Origin of the sequence: Amycolatopsis sp. NPDC051716 (genome assembly GCF_040681595.1) — a bacterium.
Classification (GTDB): domain Bacteria; phylum Actinomycetota; class Actinomycetes; order Mycobacteriales; family Pseudonocardiaceae; genus Amycolatopsis.
This window is the reverse complement of the sequence record NZ_JBFAZA010000012.1, coordinates 71,115-90,326: the sequence shown is the minus strand read 5'-3', so window position 1 is coordinate 90,326 and position 19,212 is coordinate 71,115. Positions and strand designations below refer to the sequence as shown.

The 19,212-nt window shown below is 71.8% G+C and carries 19 protein-coding genes; 9 read left to right on the top strand and 10 right to left on the bottom strand.

The features are described 5' to 3' along the window. Positions 1–91 precede the first annotated feature (91 nt). Positions 92–2,404 (bottom strand): EAL domain-containing protein, encoded by a 2,313-nt coding sequence (locus AB0M30_RS18515; RefSeq protein WP_364585226.1) that lies wholly within the window; start codon positions 2,402–2,404, stop codon positions 92–94. A 53-nt stretch (positions 2,405–2,457) separates the two neighbouring features. Here AB0M30_RS18515 and AB0M30_RS18510 point away from each other — a divergent pair, with 53 nt between their 5' ends. Continuing rightward, complete coding sequence (locus AB0M30_RS18510; RefSeq protein WP_364585225.1) at positions 2,458–3,582, top strand: amidohydrolase family protein; 1,125 nt, start codon at positions 2,458–2,460, stop codon at positions 3,580–3,582. Positions 3,583–3,648: 66 nt separating this feature from the next. Then, on the top strand, positions 3,649–4,515 hold the full coding sequence (sigJ, locus tag AB0M30_RS18505; protein WP_364585224.1) for an RNA polymerase sigma factor SigJ: 867 nt from the start codon (positions 3,649–3,651) through the stop codon (positions 4,513–4,515). A gap of 7 nt (positions 4,516–4,522) precedes the next feature. Here sigJ and AB0M30_RS18500 read toward each other — a convergent pair whose 3' ends face one another. Next, the gene (locus AB0M30_RS18500) at positions 4,523–4,699 is read right to left on the bottom strand and encodes a hypothetical protein (RefSeq protein WP_158264122.1); all 177 of its coding nucleotides are present in this window, start codon (positions 4,697–4,699) and stop codon (positions 4,523–4,525) included. A gap of 341 nt (positions 4,700–5,040) precedes the next feature. On the opposite strand from AB0M30_RS18500, the gene AB0M30_RS18495 reads away from it, so the two are divergent. Both AB0M30_RS18495 and shbA read left to right on the top strand, forming a co-directional pair. Next, positions 5,041–5,988 carry a hypothetical protein gene (locus AB0M30_RS18495; protein WP_364585223.1) on the top strand — a complete coding sequence of 316 codons (948 nt, stop codon included), beginning with the start codon at positions 5,041–5,043 and terminating at the stop codon, positions 5,986–5,988. 233 nt (positions 5,989–6,221) lie between these two features. Continuing rightward, complete coding sequence (gene shbA, locus AB0M30_RS18490; protein WP_364585344.1) at positions 6,222–6,857, top strand: RNA polymerase sigma factor ShbA; 636 nt, start codon at positions 6,222–6,224, stop codon at positions 6,855–6,857. 3 nt (positions 6,858–6,860) lie between these two features. Here shbA and AB0M30_RS18485 read toward each other — a convergent pair whose 3' ends face one another. From AB0M30_RS18485 to AB0M30_RS18475, 3 genes are all read right to left on the bottom strand, one after another. Next, positions 6,861–7,163 (bottom strand): cupin domain-containing protein, encoded by a 303-nt coding sequence (locus AB0M30_RS18485; protein WP_013229266.1) that lies wholly within the window; start codon positions 7,161–7,163, stop codon positions 6,861–6,863. A 16-nt stretch (positions 7,164–7,179) separates the two neighbouring features. Beyond that, the gene (locus AB0M30_RS18480; RefSeq protein ID WP_364585222.1) at positions 7,180–7,674 is read right to left on the bottom strand and encodes a sigma-70 family RNA polymerase sigma factor; all 495 of its coding nucleotides are present in this window, start codon (positions 7,672–7,674) and stop codon (positions 7,180–7,182) included. A gap of 509 nt (positions 7,675–8,183) precedes the next feature. Continuing rightward, entirely contained in the window at positions 8,184–8,552 is a 369-nt protein-coding gene (locus AB0M30_RS18475; RefSeq protein ID WP_364585221.1) for an RNA-binding S4 domain-containing protein, read from the bottom strand. Positions 8,553–8,761: 209 nt separating this feature from the next. Between AB0M30_RS18475 and AB0M30_RS18470 the strand changes: the two genes are divergently transcribed. After that, complete coding sequence (locus tag AB0M30_RS18470) at positions 8,762–10,315, top strand: GMC oxidoreductase (RefSeq protein ID WP_364585220.1); 1,554 nt, start codon at positions 8,762–8,764, stop codon at positions 10,313–10,315. A gap of 54 nt (positions 10,316–10,369) precedes the next feature. Here the strand turns inward: AB0M30_RS18470 and AB0M30_RS18465 are convergent, their stop codons facing one another. Both AB0M30_RS18465 and AB0M30_RS18460 read right to left on the bottom strand, forming a co-directional pair. After that, a complete protein-coding gene (locus tag AB0M30_RS18465) occupies positions 10,370–10,855 on the bottom strand; it encodes a carboxymuconolactone decarboxylase family protein (protein WP_364585219.1) in 486 nt (161 codons plus the stop codon). Then, positions 10,852–11,928 (bottom strand): dihydrodipicolinate reductase, encoded by a 1,077-nt coding sequence (locus AB0M30_RS18460; protein WP_364585218.1) that lies wholly within the window; start codon positions 11,926–11,928, stop codon positions 10,852–10,854. Before AB0M30_RS18460 ends, AB0M30_RS18465 begins: the two co-directional genes overlap by 4 nt. 115 nt (positions 11,929–12,043) lie before the next feature. On the opposite strand from AB0M30_RS18460, the gene ilvD reads away from it, so the two are divergent. Beyond that, the gene (gene ilvD / locus AB0M30_RS18455; protein WP_364585217.1) at positions 12,044–13,735 is read left to right on the top strand and encodes a dihydroxy-acid dehydratase; all 1,692 of its coding nucleotides are present in this window, start codon (positions 12,044–12,046) and stop codon (positions 13,733–13,735) included. On the opposite strand, the gene AB0M30_RS18450 is transcribed toward ilvD, so the two are convergent. Together AB0M30_RS18450 and AB0M30_RS18445 are read right to left on the bottom strand one after the other, a co-directional pair. Then, positions 13,725–15,089, bottom strand: coding sequence for a fatty acid--CoA ligase family protein (locus AB0M30_RS18450; RefSeq protein WP_364585216.1), 1,365 nt, complete (start codon positions 15,087–15,089; stop codon positions 13,725–13,727). The two genes, ilvD and AB0M30_RS18450, sit on opposite strands and share 11 nt — an antisense overlap. A gap of 15 nt (positions 15,090–15,104) precedes the next feature. Continuing rightward, the gene (locus tag AB0M30_RS18445) at positions 15,105–15,518 is read right to left on the bottom strand and encodes an SsgA family sporulation/cell division regulator (protein WP_103338315.1); all 414 of its coding nucleotides are present in this window, start codon (positions 15,516–15,518) and stop codon (positions 15,105–15,107) included. A gap of 436 nt (positions 15,519–15,954) precedes the next feature. On the opposite strand from AB0M30_RS18445, the gene sigK reads away from it, so the two are divergent. The 3 genes from sigK (at position 15,955) to AB0M30_RS18430 (ending at position 18,196) form a co-directional block, all read left to right on the top strand. After that, positions 15,955–16,551 (top strand): ECF RNA polymerase sigma factor SigK, encoded by a 597-nt coding sequence (gene sigK, locus AB0M30_RS18440; protein ID WP_103338314.1) that lies wholly within the window; start codon positions 15,955–15,957, stop codon positions 16,549–16,551. Beyond that, positions 16,548–17,228: an anti-sigma factor gene (locus AB0M30_RS18435; protein ID WP_364585215.1), complete on the top strand. Its 681-nt coding sequence runs from the start codon at positions 16,548–16,550 to the stop codon at positions 17,226–17,228. Before sigK ends, AB0M30_RS18435 begins: the two co-directional genes overlap by 4 nt. A 296-nt stretch (positions 17,229–17,524) precedes the next feature. After that, complete coding sequence (locus AB0M30_RS18430; protein WP_364585214.1) at positions 17,525–18,196, top strand: fasciclin domain-containing protein; 672 nt, start codon at positions 17,525–17,527, stop codon at positions 18,194–18,196. Here AB0M30_RS18430 and AB0M30_RS18425 read toward each other — a convergent pair whose 3' ends face one another. Continuing rightward, complete coding sequence (locus AB0M30_RS18425; RefSeq protein WP_364585213.1) at positions 18,197–19,189, bottom strand: LLM class flavin-dependent oxidoreductase; 993 nt, start codon at positions 19,187–19,189, stop codon at positions 18,197–18,199. Positions 19,190–19,212 lie beyond the last annotated feature (23 nt).

Below are 19,212 nucleotides of genomic sequence, written 5' to 3'. Positions count from 1 at the left end.
ACACGCCTGGACACCCGCGGGCGCGGCGGTCTCGTCGCTATTTACTTTTGGGGCCCCTGGTGGGCCCTGATTGTGTTTTTCGCGGCAGCGGTCAGCCGGCGGAGAGCGTCGAGAGCCGCAGCGAACTCAGCGCGGCCGGGTGGCCGAAGCGGTAGCCCTGGGCCGTCGTGCAGCCCGCGCGGGTGACCAGTTCGGCCTGCTCGGCCGTCTCGATGCCCTCCGCGACCACCGCCACCTCGAGGTCCGCGCACAACCCGACCAGCGACCGGCACAGCGCCGCGTCGCGGTCGGGGCGGACGCCCGTCGTCAGCGCGCGGTCCAGCTTGATCAGGTCGACCGGCAGCGCGTGCAGCACCGTCAGCGAGCTGTACCCCGCACCGAAGTCGTCGAGCGCCACCCGCACGCCCAGGTCCTGCAGGCGGCGGATCGCGGCCGCGCCCGCCGCCAGGTCCGGCACCGGCACCGTCTCGGTGATCTCGACGATCAGGCGTTCGGCCGGCAGGCCGTACCGGTCCAGCGCGGCCTCGACGCTCTGTTCCAGCGTGGCGGCACCGAGCCGGCTCGCGCACACGTTGACGTGCACGGTGAGGTCGATCCCGGCCGCGGTGATCTCGCGGCAGGCCAGGTCCAGCACCAGCGCGTCCAGTTCCGCGCCGAGACCGGCGCCTTCCGCGGCGCGGACGAACGTCTCGGGCGACACCGCGGTGCCGTCGCGCGCGGTCCAGCGGGCCAGGGCCTCCACCGCCACCGGCTGCTCGTCGGCCAGCCGGACGATCGGCTGGAACACCAGGGCGAAGCCCTCCGGGAGACCGCCGCCCGCGCGGCGCAGTGCCGACGGGAAGTCGGGCGGCCCGTCCGGCGACGGGTGGTACACGACCGTCGTGTCCTTGCCGAGCCGCTTGCCCGCGTACATCGACGTGTCCGCGCGGCCCAGCAGCACGTCGGCGGTGATCGCCGGCTCGGCCGGGTCCGGCACCACCAGGCCCATGCTCGCGCGGACCGGCACCAGCGTGCCGTGCACCGCGAACGGCCGCCGCAGCGCGCTCTGGATCCGGTCGGCGACCGCCTGCGGCGTGTCGACCTCGCCTTCCAGCAGGATCGCGAACTCGTCGCCGCCCAGCCGCGCGACGGTGTCGCCCGCGCGCACGCAGCTCAGCAGCCGCTGGGCGACCGCGTGCAGCAGGACGTCCCCGCCCGCGTGCCCGAACCGGTCGTTGACCTCCTTGAAGTCGTCGAGGTCGACGAAGATCAGCACGAGCGGCCCCTGCCCGCTCTCCGCGCCCTGCTCGACGGCCCGGTCCAGCCGGTCGGCGAACAGCGCCCGGTTGGCCAGCCCGGTGAGCGGGTCGTGGTAGGCCTGGTGGGTCAGCTGCTGCTGGCCCTCGTACACCCGGCGCAGCAGCAACCGGTTGTCCAGCAAGGAAAGCAGCTGCCGGGCGAGCACCAGGAACACCACGAGCGCGCCGACGAGCACCTCGACGCCGTCCGGGCCCGCGCTGGCCACGATCTGCACGGTGATCAGCAGCGCGACCGCGGTGACCGGCAGGTACGGCAGCGCCACCTGCCACCAGTCGACGCCGACCGGCTGGCCCGCGTCGTCACGCCGCCGCGTACCGGGCGTGACCAGCAGGGCGAAGGCGATGAACAGCGGGCCGAGCACGAACCCCGCGTCCGACCACGGCTTCATGCTCTCCGCGCCGATGCTCACCAGGTAGGCGAACACGCTGTCCGAGCAGGCCAGTGCGACGATCCCGACGGCGGCCAGCAGCAGGTTCGCGCGGTACGGGCGGTCCACCCGGTCGAACACCACCAGCAGCACGGCGACGACCACGACCACCAGGTCCGACAGCGGGTAGGCGATGGCGACGGCCCAGGTCAGCGCGTCCGGCCCGGTGGCCCGGACCACCTGCCCGAGCGCCGCTGTCCAGGTGAGGATGAACAGCGATCCGGTGACGACGAGCCCGTCGAGCACCACCGCGACGCCGAAGTGCGCGGTCCACTGGGCGGGCTGCCAGCGCTCGCGGTCCGGCCGCGCCCGGGCCCGGGCGAGCACGAACAGGGCGGCGAGCGCGAACACGGGGAAGCTCAGGTACCCGACGTCGGCCAGCGACGGCGAAGGCAGGCCGCGGCCGTCGATCAGCTGGTACCAGGACCAGACGCACTGGCCGAGCGACCAGCCGATCATGCCGAGCGCGACCAGCACCCGCCACCACCGCTGGTGCTCGCGGAACCGCCGGGCGACGACAACGCCGCAGACGACCCCGGTGATCCCGGCGCTGAGCTGCATCGCGTCGTCGACCCACAGGGCGAAGGTGTCGCCCCAGAAAGCGAAGCCGTTGACCACGACCAGGGCCGACGTGACGAAGACGAGCACGATGGCCACTGGGTACCGCCGCACTGTCATGGCACCTCACGCGGTCACGCACGCCGGTCGGACCGGCAAACACTACACCGCGCGTGATCACGCACAAGCGCACCGGCACCGCCGCCGGTCACCGCCGGCCGGGCGAGGTCGCGGGTACGGTCGGCGTGGTGATCACGCGCATCCAGGGGTACGCGCTGCCGAGCGGCGAATACGTCGACCTCTACGCGGACGGGGACCGCTGGACGACCGATCCGGTGCCCGGCGCGAACCTGGTGGGCGAAGGCTGGCTGGTACCCGGCCTGGTCGACGCCCACACCCACCCCGGCGCCGCGGAACCGGGGCAGCCGATGGACCCGGACCTGCTCCGGGAGCAGCTGCACCAGCACGTCGACGCCGGGGTCACGCTGATCCGGTCACCCGGGCTGCCGGGCGAGCCGCCGCCGTGGTTCGGCGAGGACCCCGACGTGCCGCGGGCCCGGCACGCGGGACCGTGGCTGGCGCAGCACGGACAGTTCTTCGACGGCTGGGGCCGCCGCGCTGCGCATGACGAGCTGCCCGCACTGGCGGCGGCCCAGGCCGCCCGGACCGGCTGGGCGAAGATCATCGCGGACTGGCGCGTCGGGGATTCCGCCGTGCCGGTCGACGTGCTGCGCGCCGTCGTGCGGGCGGTGCACGCGGCCGGCGGGCGGGTCGCGGTGCACAGCCAGCACCCCGAGGGCGGCGCGGCCGCGGTCGCGGCGGGTGTCGACTCGCTCGAGCACGGGATGTGCCTGGATCCGGAGCTGCTGGCGCGGATGGCCGCCCAGGGCACGGCGTTGACCCCGACGCTGTCGGTGATCACCGGAGGCCTGCGGCGCCGGGAACAGCAGCCGGACAGCCCGGCCCGGGCCTGGTACCTGCGCGGCGCGCGGGTGCACGGCGCGCTGACGGCGGCCGCGGCGGAAGCCGGGGTGCGCGTGCTGGCGGGCACGGATTCCCTGCCGCACGGCGGAATCGTCGCCGAGATCCGGGCGCTGGTGGCCGCGGGCGTGCGCCCCCACGACGCGCTGGCGGCGGCGTCGTGGAGCGCGCGGGAGTACCTGGGGCTGGGTGGTCTGGAGCCGGGAGCGCCGGCGGACGCGGTGGTCTACGACCGGGACCCCCGGGCGGACCCGGCCCAGCTGGCCGATCCGGCGGCGGTGGTGTTGCGCGGCCGGTGCGTGCGGCGCCGCGGGTGAGCACGGCTGTCACAGGTCGCCCCCGGGATTCGTCACCGGGGTGACGAACGCGGACCGAGGGGGATCATGACCGGCACGATCACGGCCGAGCGGCGGCAGCTGACCGGCCTCGCCTACCGGCTCCTGGGCTCGATGAGTGACGCCGAAGACGTCGTCCAGGAGGCGTACGGCCGGTGGTACGCCCTGTCCGGGCCGCAACGGGACGCGATCGAGTCGCCGGGGGCGTGGCTGACGACGGTCGCCGGCCGCCTCTGCCTCGACCTGCTCGGCTCGGCCCGCGTGCGGCGGGAAAGCTACGTCGGCGAGTGGCTCCCGGAGCCACTGCCCGGGGCGGCGGGTTCGCTCGCCGACCCGGCCGACCGCGTCACGCGGGACGAGTCGATCACGATGGCGTTCCTCGTCGTGCTGGAGTCCATGACGCCGGCCGAGCGCGTGGCCTTCGTCCTGCACGACGTCTTCGGCTACCCCTTCGCCGAGGTCGGGGCGGTCCTCGGCCGGACGTCCGCCGCGTGCCGCCAGCTGGCGTCCTCCGCCCGGCGCCGCGTCCGGGCCGCCCGCGCCCCGGCGCCGGTCCGGGGGAGCGCCGAGGTGGTCCGCGCGTTCAAGCTGGCCTGGGAGGCGGGGGACATCGAGCGGCTGGTCGGCATCCTCGATCCGGACGCGACGGTCGTCGCGGACGGCGGCGGGCTCGCCAGTGCGGTCCGCCGCCCGATCGAGGGAGGCGCGCGGGTCGCGCGCTACGCCGTGGACCTGACGGACCGGATCCCGGCGGTGACGCTCGAGGAGACCACCGTCAACGGGCGGCCGGGGCTGCTCGCGCGGCGGGGCGGCGCGGTCGTGGCCGTCATCGCGTTCGAGGTGGCGGGCGACTCGGTCCGGCGGATCTGGGCGGTGCGGAACCCCGAGAAGCTCCACCGGTGGCAGGAAGTGTGAGGGGTCGCTAACCGCCGGGGCCGGCGCGGTCGTCGTGCCGGCTGCGCGGCGCCGGCACGAGGAACGCGATCACGCCCGCCGCCAGCCCGGCGAGCACGGACAGGTGCACGGTGGCCGGCACGGCGCTGATCAGGAACAGCCGCAGCGACCCCGAGATCAGCAGGCGCCACATCCTCGGGCTCATGATCAACAAGTACCCGCGGCGGGCCACCGCCAACCCGCGCCGGTCACGTTCACCCGCGGGAGTGGTGCGCCGCCCGGGTGCACGGAGCCCGGCAGGAAAGCCGCCGGCGCGCGGGGGTCATTTCGACACGTTCGACAGTGGCGGTCGGGTGAGTTTCCGCCGGGAAATCGTTGCGGCGCAATGCGGTCGTTGTCAACACAACGCCAACAAGTATCGGCGATTACCCGAATGGCGGAAAAGGAAACCGCGGGATAACGATCCGTTTGCTTGAGCGTGATCGACTGGACATCGGCGGTGGCGCTGACGAACATTGACCCCCGTGCGTGGAAGGGGAGGGGACGGTGAGCCTCAGTGCGGCGGACGTGGTCGGCGAACTCAAGGCCCTGCGCAAAGGGAGGGCAATTTTCACGACACCGCTCGCGGACCGGATCGGCCCCGCATTGCGTTCCGCTTGCGGCATTGTCGAAGAAGACGGAACCGTGGAGATGCGGCGCAAGCTGACCGATCGATTGCGCCCGCTGGTGGAGTCGTTGCCGGACGATCTGAAGATCGCTTTGCTCGCCGCGTTCGCGCTCGACGAGCGTGCGCGGAAACCGTTCTACCAGGAGCGGGTGCACTGGGCGGCGATCACGCTCGACCGCGACGACCGGACGGTCCGGCGGCGGATCGACGAGGGGATCGAGCAGATCGCCGCGCTGGCCGTCGCGGCGGCCGTGCCGGCGCCCCGGCTGTATCCGGGGCGGGGCTGGCACACCGAAGAACTGCGCGTCACACTGGCCCTCGACCAGCCGGTGCCGGAGGCGTTCGAATTCCGGCGGGTGATCGCCGACGCCGACGAAATCGCCGTGCTCGACCTGGCGCTGACGTTGCCGGTCACCGGTGAATCGGGCGATTCGGCGCGCGCGGCGGATCTCGGCGTCGACGTGTTCCACGGCGGGGTGCTCGCCGGGCGGGTACGGGAATCGAGTGATCGGATCGGGCTCGCGTTGCGGCTGCCGGAGCCGTTGCGCCGGGGCGCGCGGCACGAGGTCGGGCTGAGATTCCGGGCGAACCTGCGAGAAAAGCGTTACGTCTGCGTACCACGGCACCCGTGCGATTTTTTCGATCTGCACGTCCGGTTCGGTGAACGGGTGCCGAAGCGGATCATGCGCCAGGAAAAGGTTTCCCCGGCCGGCGTGGACGATCGGTCGCGAACCGGTACCGCACTGGCGGCCGACGACGCCGGCGAGGTGCACGTCCGGTTCCGGAACCTCGCTCCCGGCTTCGCGTACGGAATCCGCTGGACCTGATTTTCCCGGATCTGTCCACGATTTGTCCGGCCTTCCGCCGGTGCCCGGCGGCCGTTCCGGCCGGGTTGTGAACGGTTAACGGACAATAGCTGGACAACCCACACCACACTGCAACGTTGCTGGTCAGCACCTCGATAACGCCTATGCCGGACCGGGAACGTCGAGGCACCACGCTGTCCGTTGTGGACGGACGTCGGCCCCGGTGGCGGACACGAGGAGGGCCCGTGGAGACCATGATCGCGGAGGCGGCGGCGGCCGTCGACGGCTACACCGTGCCGGCGGATTCGCCGAGGCCGGAGGGCGGCCTGGCGAAGGAACAGCTCGACCCGGTGGTGGCCGCGGCGCGCGACGGCGACCCGGATGCCGTCCAGGCGCTGCTGCGGCTCATCAAGCCGACGGTCGTGCGCTACTGCCGGGCGCGGATCGGCGGCCGGGACCTGTCGTACCTCTCGGCCGACGACGTCGCCCAGGAGGTGTGCCTGGCGGTGCTGAAGGTGCTGCCGACCTACCAGGACCGCGGGGGCTCGTTCCTGTACCTGGTGCGGGCGATCGCGGCGAACAAGGTCGCCGACGCGTTCCGCTCGGTGGCCAGGGACCGGTCGAAGCCGGTGCCGGAGCTGCCGGACCGGCCGCTGGGCGGCAACGAGCCGGAGAACCACGTCCTCGAACTCGACCTCGGCGCCCGCCTGGGCCGGTTGCTGGCGTCGCTGCCGCCGCTGCACCAGGAAATCCTGTCGCTGCGGGTCGTCGCCGGCCTGTCGGCGAACGAGACGGCGGAGGCGCTGGGCATCTCCGCCGGCAACGTCCGCATCACGCAGTACCGCGCGCTGACGAAGCTGCGCGGCATGATCGGGGCCGGTGGTCTCTGAACGTCACTCCAGCCATTCGGTGATGAAGTGGTCGCTTTCGTGGATGTGCACGGCCTCGTAGACCCCCGGGCCGAGCACGGCGAACTTGTGCGGCGTGCCGGCCGGGACGACGAGCACGTCCCCGGCACCGCCGTCGCGCTGTTCGTCGCCGACGGTGAACCGCGCCCGCCCGCGGATGATGACGAACGTCTCGGTGTACGGGTGCCGGTGCAGCCGCGGCCCGGAGCCGACGACGTCCGTGCTTTCGCGGATGACGGAGACTCCGGACCCGACGTCGCGCCCTTCGAAATTCTCGCTGTCGCTCACCTGGCCAGGGTAGCCGTCACGCGCTGGTCACGACCTTGCGCAACTGGCCGAGCGCCCGGTGCTGGGCCACCCGCACCGCCCCCGGCGTCGAGCCCACCGCGGCCGCCGTCTCCTCCGCCGACAGGCCGACGACCACCCGCAGCACCACGATTTCCCGCTGTTTGCGCGGCAGCACCCGCAGCAGTTCCGCCACCCGCTCGCGGAGTTCGCGCCGGAGCGCCTGGTGTTCCGGCCCCAGCGACGAGTCGGGCTCATCGGGCAGTTCGGCAACCGGCTCGTCCTGCCGCGCGGCCGCCTTCCGCGCGGCCGCGACCTTGATGCGGGCGATGCCGCAGACGAAGTCCGGGAAGGGCCGTTCCGGTGGCCGCCGTGGCAGGGCCTTCAGGAGCGCCACGCAGACGTCCTGGGCGACATCGTCGGCCGAGTCCGGGTCCAGCCGGTCGCGGCAGTAGCGCTCCACGAGTGGCCGCGCCGCGGTGAGCAGGTGGTCCGGGGTGGTGCTGGTCGTCATGGCTTCCCTCCGGGCAGGGAACTACCCGCATTCCACCCGGACCGACCTGCCCGCGGCGGATTCCCGGCTATTTCCGGGGAGGAGGTGCGGAGGGCGACGATCCGTTGATCGACGGGGCGGATGACCTAGGCCTGCGCGGCCGGCCGCGGTCCGGATCCGGCTGGACTTGCGCCGGTTCGGGACCAAAGCGCTCGGAATGGGCCGATCGCTACCGCTGCGAAGGCGCGGCCGGGACGGGCAGCTGCCCCGCACCGCCGCCCGATCAAGACTCGCTTCCGCTCGGGCCGCAGATCGTCCGGCTGCGGTGGCGTCATCGGCTCGACCCCGCCCAGAGCGCCGGGTCGGCCTCCATCGGAGTGGCTGTACTCCGCCAATCATCACCGACCCCCCAGCTCGACCGGCGGCAAGCCACCCAGCACCCGGCCGACCAGCCTCCCCGGACACCCCACCTACGCCTGCGCGGGTCGCACGCGGCACCTGCTGTCCGTGGCGCTGGACGGCCTGAAGGCCTAAGGCTCCGGTGTCGACCGGAACGCGTCCAGCACGCGACGCTCCCTTTTGGTCGGCCGGCCCGCGCCGCGGTCGCGGCGGGCGACCGGGATCGCCGCTTCGGGGGGCGGCTTCGGGGTCCGGTCCACGTAGCACGTCGCCGCGTCCGGGGCGCCCACGCGCTTCTGGATCACCCTGACCACGTCGAGGACCTTCGTCGTCCCGCCGACGCGGTAGCGCACTTCGTCGCCCGGGACGACCGTGGTCGCCGGCTTGGCCGGTTTGTCGTTGACGCGCACGTGGCCGCCCCGGCAGGCCGCCGCCGCGTCCGGGCGCGTCTTCGTCAGCCGGACCGCCCAGAGCCAGCGGTCCACTCGGGTGGACTCCACAGTCGTCCATCATGGCCCATTCAGCGGCACTGGCCCGCAACCCCGCCAGGTTACTCGTGAGTACATGTCGACTTGTCTGCACCACGCAGCTATAACTTGTTCTAAAATACCTCAACGGTGAGGAACAACAAATGAGTGACGAACCCGTGTGGAGAACAACTTCTGGCTCCGTATCCCGTCGTCTCTTCATTGCTGGAACTGGTTCTATATTGGCGAGTGCCGCGCTGGCCGGGCGGGCCGCGGCCGCGTCGCCGAGTCAGGCCGCTGTCGCCGACGGCGCCCGCGTGCCCGCGCTGGTGATCGGCTCCGGTTACGGCGGCTCGGTCGCCGCGCTCCGGCTCGCCCAGGCCGGCGTCGACGTGCAGATGATCGAGATGGGCATGGCCTGGGACACCCCGGGCGCGGACGGCAAGATCTTCTGCACCACGCCCAACCCGGACCAGCGGTCGTTCTGGTTGCGCACCCGGACGAAGCAGCCGTTGTCCAACTTCCTCGGGTTCCCGATCGACAAGGACATCCCCCGCTACACGGGCATCCTCGACGCCGAGGAGTTCAGCGGGATCACCGTGTACCAGGGCCGCGGCGTCGGCGGCGGCTCGCTCGTCAACGGCGGTATGGCCGTCACGCCGAAGCGGGAGAACTTCGGCGCAATCCTGCCGACGGTCGACGCGAACGAGATGTACGACGTCTACTACCCGCGTGCCAACGCCGGGCTCGGGGTCGCCAGCATCCGCCCGGCCTGGTTCGAGAGCACCGACTGGTACCAGTTCGCCCGCGTCGGCCGGAAACAGGCCCAGCGGTCGGGTTTCCCGTTCGTGTTCGTGCCGGACGTGTACGACTGGGACTACATGGAGCGGGAGGCGGCGGGCACCGCCACGAAGTCGGCGCTGGGCGGGGAAATCCTGTTCGGCAACAACTACGGCAAGAAGTCGCTGCAGAAGACCTACCTGCCGAAGATCGCCGCGACCGGCCGGGTCACGATCTCGCCGCTGCACCGCGTGACGCAGGTGGTGCCGGCGTCCGGCGGCGGCTACACCGTGACCATCGAGCAGCTCACCACCGCCGGCGCGGTGTCCGCGATCAAAACCGTCACGGCGGACAAGGTGTTCTTCGCCGCGGGCAGCGTCGGCACGAGCAAGCTGCTGGTGAAGCTGAAGGCGACCGGCGCGCTGCCGAACCTCAACGGCGAAGTCGGGAAGGGCTGGGGTGACAACGGGAACGTGATGGTCGGGCGCGCCAACCAGATCTGGGACCCGACCGGGGCCTCCCAGTCGACCATCCCGTGCGGCGGCATCGACAACTGGGCCGCGGGCGGCGCCTTCGCGGAGGTCGCGCCGCTGCCGACCGGGATCGAGACGTGGGCGTCGTTCTACCTGTCGATCACCAAGAACCCGAACCGCGCGCAGTTCACCTGGAACCCGGCGTCGCGCGCGGTGGACCTGAACTGGCAGACGGCGTGGAAGCAGCCGGGGATCGACATGGCGAAGACCATCTTCGACAAGATCAACTCGACCGAGGGCACGATCTACCGGACCGACCTCTTCGGCACGTACAAGGTCTGGGGCGACCATCTCACCTACCACCCGCTCGGCGGCGCGGTGCTCGGCAAGGCGACCGACAACTACGGCAGGCTGGCCGGCTATCAGGGCCTGTACGCGATCGACGGGTCCCTGATCCCGGGCAACACCAGCGTCAACCCGTTCGTCACCATCACGGCACTGGCCGAACGCAACATCGAGAAGATCATCGCGCAGGACTTCTGAGCCCTGCCGCGGCTCGTCGTGAGTGGTAAGGCGGGTTCTAACCCGCTTTACCACTCACGAGCGGTGGGACGGGAGGACGCAGGCGGTGTCGAGGCCGAGGACGTGGTTGAGCCGCCCGAAGGCCAGCCACGCGCCGAGGCTCATGCTGAGCTCGACGACTTCCTGCTGCGTGTAGTGCTCGGCCATCCGCTTCCAGAACTCGTCGTCCAGGTTGTGGTGGTCGGTCGCGTACCGCTCGGCGTACTCCGCCGCCAGCCGCGTGCGGTCGTCGAAGCGGTCGGTCGTGCGCCAGTCGAGGACGGCGTCGGCGAACTCCGCCTCGACCTTCTGCCCGTCGCGTTCGGTGCGCCAGTCGAGGCAGAAGACGCAGCCGTTGAGCTGCGCGATCCGCAGCCGGGCGGCCTCGAACTCCCGCAGCCCCAGCGTCGTGTGCTCGTAGACCGCCAGCGAGAACTTCGACGCGGCGATGCCGATGCCGGGCACCATCTCGCCCCAGACGTACCCGATCGGGTCTTTGCCCGCGGGGATGTCGATGTTCACGGACGGCTCCTTCCGAGCTTGCCGGCTGCCGGGCGCAGCGGGACGTCGAGTGCGTCGTAGAGGCCGGGTTCCGCCGCGGCCAGCCAGTCGATCGCGCCGACCAGGCGGCCGACGGCGGTGGCGTTGCCGCCCGCCGACCGGTTTTCGCCTTCGTCGGTCGCTTCGACGGTGACTTCGATGCGCGGCCGGCCTTCGATGATCACGCGGTGGGCGCCGTCGCCGCTGGGCGGCGTGGGCCAGTCCGGCGCGCACGACGGGTGGATGCGGGTGACGTGTTCGATGACGATCCGCGGCTCGCCGTCGACGATGCCCTGCACCTCGAACCGCACGGCGCCCTGCGTGCCCTGTTCGAACTCGCCCATGGTCCGCGTGGTGACGGTTTGCTCGAGTGGACGGCGATCCAGGGTCTCGCGCAGCTCGGTCACCTCGACGCCGAGGCCGCGCGCGATCAGCCGGACCTGGCCGCCCCAGACCATCGACGGCACGCCGGTCATCAGCATCGGCGCGGCGTAGTCCATCGGCTGGCCCATGCCGACCAGGTACCGGACGGAGTCGGGCTGCTCGTAGGTCGAGTAGTCGAAGATCTCCTGGCAGCGGACCACGTCGACGTCCGTGCCGAGCCCGCTGATCAGCAGCGGCAGCACGTCGTTGCCCCAGCCGGGGTCGACGCCGGAGACGAACAGCGAGCCGCCGCCCTCCTTGATCGCGGCGAGCACCGGGTCACGCAGTTCCGGAGGGGCGTTGCGCTGGTCGTAGAGGGGGTACAGGGCCGGCGTCACGACGACCGCGCCCGCCTGGACGGCCCGCACGATGTCGGCGAGCGCGTCGTCGAACCGGACGTCCCCCGAGGCGGCGTACACGATCGCGCGCGGGCTCGCGGCCAGGACGGCGTCGATGTCGTCCGTCGCGGCGACCCCCAGTGCACCGACTCCGGCCAGCTCCCCGGCGTCCTTGCCCACCTTCGCTCGGTCGTGGACGAGTACGGCGGTGAGCTTCAGCGCGGGATGGGCGTCGACGGCCCGGATGGCCGCGCGGCCGACGTTGCCCGTGCCCCACACCACTGTGGCGATCATGGCCTGAGTTTTCGCCCGCTCGCGCGGGCGCCGATAGAAAATCGTTCCGGCCAGCGGACCGCGCGCCCGTTGGTAACATGACCAGCGCCCGAACGTCGTAATCCGGAGGCCCGTGATGACGATCGACCCGAAGCCCCGCAGCCGCACGGTGACCGACGGGATCGAGGCCGCGCCCGCGCGCGGCATGCTCCGCGCCGTCGGGATGGGCGACGGCGACTGGAAGAAACCGATCATCGGCGTCGCCAGTTCGTGGAACGAGATCACGCCGTGCAACCTGTCCCTGGACCGGCTGGCCCAGGCGGCCAAGGAGGGCGTGCACGCCGGCGGCGGCTACCCGCTGCAGTTCGGCACCATCTCGGTGTCCGACGGCATCTCCATGGGCCACGACGGCATGCACTTCTCGCTGGTCTCCCGCGAGGTCATCGCCGACTCGGTCGAGACGGTGATGCAGGCCGAGCGGCTCGACGGCTCGATCCTGCTGGCCGGCTGCGACAAGTCGCTGCCGGGCATGCTGATGGCCGCCGCGCGCCTCGACCTCGCGTCGGTATTCCTCTACGCGGGCACGATCGCCCCCGGCTGGGTGAAGCTCACCGACGGGACCGAGAAGGACGTCACGCTCATCGACGCCTTCGAGGCGGTCGGCGCGTGCCGGGCGGGCCGGCTCGGGACCGATGACCTGGACCGGATCGAACGCGCGATCTGCCCCGGCGAAGGCGCCTGCGGCGGGATGTACACCGCGAACACGATGGCGTCGGCGGCCGAAGCGATGGGGATGAGCATGCCGGGGTCGGCCGCGCCGCCGTCCGCGGACCGCCGTCGCGACCACTACGCCCACCTGTCCGGGGAAGCCGTCGTCGGCCTGCTGGAAAAGGGCATCACCGCGCGGGACATCCTCACCCGGGAGGCGTTCGAGAACGCCATCACCGTGATCATGGCCCTGGGTGGTTCGACCAACGCCGTGCTGCACCTGCTGGCCATCGCGCACGAGGCCAAGGTCGAGCTGACCCTCGACGACTTCAACACCGTCGGCGACCGTGTCCCGCACCTGGGCGACCTGAAGCCGTTCGGCAAGTACGTCATGAACGACATCGACCGCCACGGCGGCATCCCGGTGCTGATGAAGGCCCTGCTCGACGAGGGGCTGATCCACGGCGACGCGCTCACGGTGACCGGGCGGACGGTGGCCGAGAACCTCGCCGAGCTCGACCCGGACCCGATCGACGGCGAAGTGCTGCGCACCCTGGACAACCCGCTGCACCCGACCGGCGGCATCACCATCCTGCGCGGCTCGCTCGCGCCCGAGGGCGCGGTCGTGAAGTCCGCGGGCTTCGACACGGCCAACTTCGAAGGCCCGGCGCGCGTGTTCGAGCGCGAGCAGGAGGCGATGGCCGCGCTGAACGAGGGCCGGATTTCGGCCGGCGACGTCGTCGTCATCCGCTACGAAGGGCCCAAGGGCGGCCCGGGGATGCGCGAGATGCTCGCGATCACCGCGGCGATCAAGGGCGCTGGGCTGGGTCGCGACGTCCTGCTGCTGACCGACGGCCGGTTCTCCGGCGGCACCACCGGCCTGTGCATCGGCCACGTCGCGCCCGAGGCGGTCGACGGCGGGCCGATCGCGTTCGTCCGCACCGGCGACCGGATCGCCGTCGACATCAAGGCGCGCAGCATCGACCTGCTGGTCGACGCGGCCGAGCTGGCTTCCCGCCGGGCGGGCTGGGAGCCGCTGCCGAACAAGTTCCCGGAAGGCGTGCTCGGCAAGTACGTGAAGCTCGTGAAGTCGTCTTCGGACGGCGCTGTCACGAGCTGAACGCGGCTCGCAGCGCGCGTTTGTCGACCTTCCCGACGCCCGTGAGCGGCAGTGCCGCCACGAAGTCCACCTTCGCCGGGACGTAGTGCTCCTGGCCGAAGGCGCTTCGCGCGTGCTCGCGGACTTCTTCGGGAGTCAGGGATGCCCGGGTGACGACCACGGCGTGCAGCCGCTGGCCGTCCTCGCCCGGGACGCCGAAGACCGCCGCGCTCCGCACCGAGGGGTGCGTGGCGAGGGCGTGTTCGACGGCGGTGGTGGCGACCTTCGTACCGTGCTCGCCGACCACGACGACGTCGTCCGCGCGGTCGAGCAGGTAGAGGTAGCCCTCGTCGTCGAAGCGGCCGAGATCGCCGGTGCGCAGCCAGCCCGCGCCGACCTCGGGGCCGCCGCGGTAACCGTCCATCATGGACAGTCCGCGCACCTCGACCTCGCCGTCGGTGATGCGCGCCTCCATGCCCGGGACGATCCGGCCGACCGAACCCAGCCGCTCCGGCCGGTCGAGCAGCTCGGCGGCGGAGATGCTGGCGATCATCGGCGCCTCGGTGAGGCCGTAGCCCTGGCCGACGACCGGGCCGAAGACGTCGAGAGCCTGCGCGAGCCGGTGCGGCGGCAGCGGCGCGGCGCCGAGGGAGAGCGACCGCACGCTGCCGAGGTCGGTTTCCGGGCGCTTCGGGTGGTCGAGGAGCGCGGCCAGCCGCGGCGGAGTCAGCGAGAGCGTGTCGATCCGGTGCGCCTGGATCGCGTCAAGGACGGCTCCTGCGTCGAAGCCGTCGTGGACCACGACGGTGTCCAGCCGCAGCAGCGCGCCGAGCACGGTGGCGTTGCCGGTCATGTGGGTCATCGGGGCGACCAGCAGCGTGCGGCCCGGGCCGTCCGGTGACGGCGTGAAGATGTACGCCATGCCGTCGTAGATGCCGCTGTGGCGGATCAGCTTCGGGGTGCCGGTGGTGCCGCCGGTGGGGAAGAGCAGGCGGACGGTCTCCGGCGGGTTCAGCGGCTCGGGGACGCCGTCCAGGTCCGCGAGGGTGCGGACGTCGCCCGCGGGCCAGTCGTGCGGGCGGTCGGTGACGACGGTGGCGCCGCTCGCCGCGGCGAGCCGGTCACGGGCCGGCGCCGAGGCCGGGACCATGAGCACGGTCGCGCCGCGCAGGAGGGCCGCCAGCTGGACGAGGACCGTCTCGGGCCGGTTGCGCAGGTCGACGGCGAGCGTTTCGACGTCGCCCAGCCCGCCGTGCAGGCGGCGCAGCCGGTCGCAGGCCTGGTGATAGGTGGTGACCTCGCCGCCGGAGTGGAACAGGACGCGGTCACCGCCGTCGTCGAGCGCGGCGAGGACCTTCGTCAGGAAGAAGCTCACGCTCCGGGACGGTACTCAGTCCTGGTAGGAAAGCTTCGCCAATTCCTCGTCGAAGTCGAACCAGTCGCTCTCGCTGCCGGCCGGGATGACGTCGTAGGTGCGGTCGAGGAAGGCCGCGATCTCCTTGGCGGGCGCTTCGAGGACCGCCGCGCCGTCGGGGGAGCTCAGCTCCACGACGACCAGCGCGGGGTCGCCGGCGGGCCCGATCCGCACGTCGCCGTCGCCGCAGCGGGCGAGCAGGCCGTCGGCGAGCAGGTCGCGGCCGAAGAGCCACCGCACCGCGCTCGGGCCGGCGTGCAGCACCACGGCGACCGCGTACGGGTCGAGGGTGTCGTACTCCAGCTCGGCCGGCACCGGCCGCGGTCCGGCCCCGAAGGTGCGGAGGGCGAAGTCGATGCGGGCGGTGGTCACGGTGTTCGGGTCGGCCATGGTGGCCCCTTTGCTACTCGTCGGTCGGGTTCGCTCTCGTTCCAGGGATAACCCATGGTGAGTTCAACGCCCAGCGATCCGAAAAACTTTCACACGCGAGGGTGATCAAGAAGTGTCCGAGGTCACCTTCCGCGTGGCCGAAAGGGCAGTCCCCTCACGCATGGTGAACGTTCGTCACTGAGCCTCGCTGCTGCGGCTGCCGCGGCTGCTGCGGCTGCTGCGGCTGCCGCGAATGACTCATTCGGGACCTCCGACGTCCCGAATGAGTCATTCGCGACCTTCGGGGCGGGCTTTTCGGAGCCGCGCGCCCGCCGGATGGGTCCCGGCCCCGGAGTTGCGCCGTCCGGGTGGGAAGGGGCACCGCACACCAGTCCGGTGCCCCGTCCGGCCGCGAACCCCGGGTGGGAAATCGGGATGAGGTGGAGGGTTGCCGGGCATGGGTGAGCGTGGGCGGTTGCGGCTGCAACCGGACGAGGCGCCGGCGCTCGCGCCGAGCGCCGAAGAACTGCTCCGGCGGGTGGCGGCGGGCGATGAGACGGCGTTCGCGTCGCTCTACGACCTCGTCGCCGGTCCGGTGCTCGGCCTCGCGACGCGCGTGCTGCGCAGTCACGCGCAGGCCGAGGAAGTGGCGCAGGAGGTGCTGGTGGAGGTGTGGCGCAAGGCCACGAGGTACGAGCCGGAGCGCGGCAGCGCCCTGTCGTGGGTGCTGACCATCGCCCACCGCCGGGCCGTGGACCGCGTGCGCTCGCACCAGGCCGGGGTCGACCGCGAGGAGCGGGCCGGCCTGATGGACGTGCGGCGGCCGTTCGACGAGGTGACCGAGTCCACTTTGGCCGGTCTGGAGCAGCAGCGGGTGCGGCAGTGCCTGGCCGCGCTGACCGACCTGCAGCGCGAGTCGATCGTGCTGGCCTACTACAACGGCTACACCTACCCCGAGGTCGCCGAGGTGCTGAAGGTCGCGCCCGGCACCGTCAAGACCCGTATCCGCGACGGCCTGATCCGCCTGCGCGACTGCTTGGGGGTGGACCGATGACCGCCGAGCTGCACATGCTGACCGGGGCGTACGCCCTGGACGCGGTGTCCGATGTGGACCGCGCCGAATTCGAACGCCACCTCGGCGAATGCGCTGCCTGCCAGGAGGAAGTGGCGGAGCTGCGGGCGACCGGCGCGCGGCTCGCCGTGGCCGCCGCGGTGGACCCGCCGCCACAGCTGAAGCTGCTGGTGCTCGCCGACGTGGCCGGCACCCGCCAGCTGCCGCCGAAGCTGCCGGTCGTCCGCCGGCTGAGCCGGGCCAAGACCTGGCAGCTGCGCATCTCGCTGTTCGGTGCGGCCGCCGCGGCCGTGGTGGCGGTCGCGCTCGGCGTCGGGAGGACGCCCGCGCCCGTCGACTCGGTGCTGAGCGCGCCGGACGCGTCCGCGATCCAGGGGGCCGGCGAGGGGCACGCCACGCTCGTCGTCTCGCGCAGCCGGAACCAGGCCGTGCTGCTCGCATCGGACCTGCCCGCGCTCGACGCCGGCCACGTCTACCAGGTGTGGCTGATCGGCCGTGGCGGCGCGCGGTCGGCCGGGCTGATGACGTCCGAGGCGTCGCAGCGGATGCTCGTGGCCGAGCTGCCGTCCGACGTCGACCGGATCGGGATCACCGTCGAACCCGCGGGCGGCTCGGCCGGCCCGACGACCCCCGCCGTCACCAGGATTTCCCTTGCTTAGCAGGCGCTTTTACGCGTCGGCCACGAAATGGGCGACGCCGATCAAGACGGAATCGCGGATCGACACGCCGAAGGGTTTCGAAACCGTTCCTTCGGGGACGGTCCGCGCCGCCTGCCACCGACGAAAGCGGTTGCACGCAAACCGAAATCCGGGCCGGGACCGTCCCTGGCGGCGCCACAGCATCGCCTTCGCAGCCCGGTGACCCGGATCACCCGAATGGGGGCCAATCCGGTTTCTCCGTAGTTCCGAATCCAGGGTAAGAAGCAGTTCTCAGCCGCTTTATGGGAGTGATTTTTGTGACCAAGCTCCGTGTCGCCGGTATCGGCGTTGCCGCCGTCGCCGCCCTTTCGCTGACCGCGTGCAGCGGTAGCGACACCGCTTCGTCGGGCAGTTCCAGCAGCTCGATGCCGTCGTCCTCGGTGCCGGCGCCGTCGTCCAGCATGGCTTCCGGTGCCGCCAACGGCGTGACCACCAACGCCGACGTCTTCGGCCCGGCGTGTTCGCAGCTGCCGCAGGGGTCCGCGCCCGGTTCGCTGGACTCGATGGGCCCGCAGCCGGTCGCTTCGGCGGCGTCGACGAACCCGCTGCTGACCAAGCTGGTGGCGGCGGTCAAGGCCACCAACCTGGTGGACACGCTCAACAGCCAGGAGGCCATCACGGTCTTCGCGCCGGCCGACCCGGCGTTCGCCGCGCTGGGCGACGCCAAGTTCAACGAGCTGGCCGGCAAGCCCGCCGAGCTGGCGCCGATCCTGCAGTACCACGTCGTCGGCAAGCGCTACGACGCCAAGGGGCTCGCCTCGGCTGGTTCGGTCGACACCTTGAACACCGCCGGTGGCCCGGTGAAGATCGAGGGCTCGGGCGACAACATGACGATCAACGGCGCGAAGATCCTGTGCGGCAACATTCCCACGAAGAACGCCACGGTCTTCGTGATCGACAAGGTGCTGACGCCGGGCACCAACAAGTAATCAGCGTCCCAGCAGCGGGCCGAGGCGTTCCGCGATGTCGGTGAGGATCTGCACGTAGTCTTCGTGTTCGAAGGTGAACGGCAGGGCGAAAGCCACCTCGTCGATCTCGCGGAACGCCTTGTGCGCGTGCAGCCGCTCGGCGATTTCCGCGGACGTGCCGACGAAGTCGGGGGAGAACAGCATCCGCGCGGGCCCCTGGGGTTCCGCGGTGCGGGGCAGCCGTTTTTCGGCGTAGGCCTCGTACTTCGACCGCTGTTCCGGCGTCGCGCTGTCGGTGGGGATCACGACCAGGCCCTGCGAGATTCGGCCGGCGGGGTGGTGCTCGCGGAACGTCCGGATGTGCGAGAGCTGGATCTCGGCGAAGTCGGTGCTTTCGCCTTCGGCCTTGACCACGCTGCTGGTCAGGAAGTTCATCCCGTGCCGGCCGGCCCACTCCGCCGAGCGCACGCTCGCGCCGCCGTACCAGAGGCGGTCGCCGAGCCCGGGCGCCTGCGGCTGGACCCGGTCGGAGAACACCTCGAAGCCCGCGGTGCCGCTGAACTCCGTCGCCGGCTCGCCGCGCACGAAGTCCAGCAGCCGTCGCACGCGGTCGTAGGAGAAGTCCTCGGCGTCGGCGGTGTCCGGGTAGAGGGCGTGCTTGACTTCGTCCCAGCGCATCGGCGGGCCGACGCTGAGGCCCGGGTTGAGCCGGCCGCCGGAGAGCAGGTCGACGGTGGCGAGGTCCTCGGCCAGCCGCAGCGGGTTCTCCCAGCCGAGCGGGATCACCGCGGTGCCGAGCTCGATCCGGCTGGTCCGCTGCGACGCGGCGGCCAGCACGGCGACCGGCGACGAGATGCCGTACTGCAGGTGCCGGTGGCGCACCCAGGCGCTGTCGAACCCGAGCCGTTCGCCCAGCTCGATGATCTCCAGCGTCGACTCGTGGCCCCGGCGCGGGTCGGCCGCGTCGAACAGGCCGATGGTCAGGAAGCCCAGCTTCCGCAGTGGTCGTGACACGCTGCCGATTCTGCCCCCGCGCG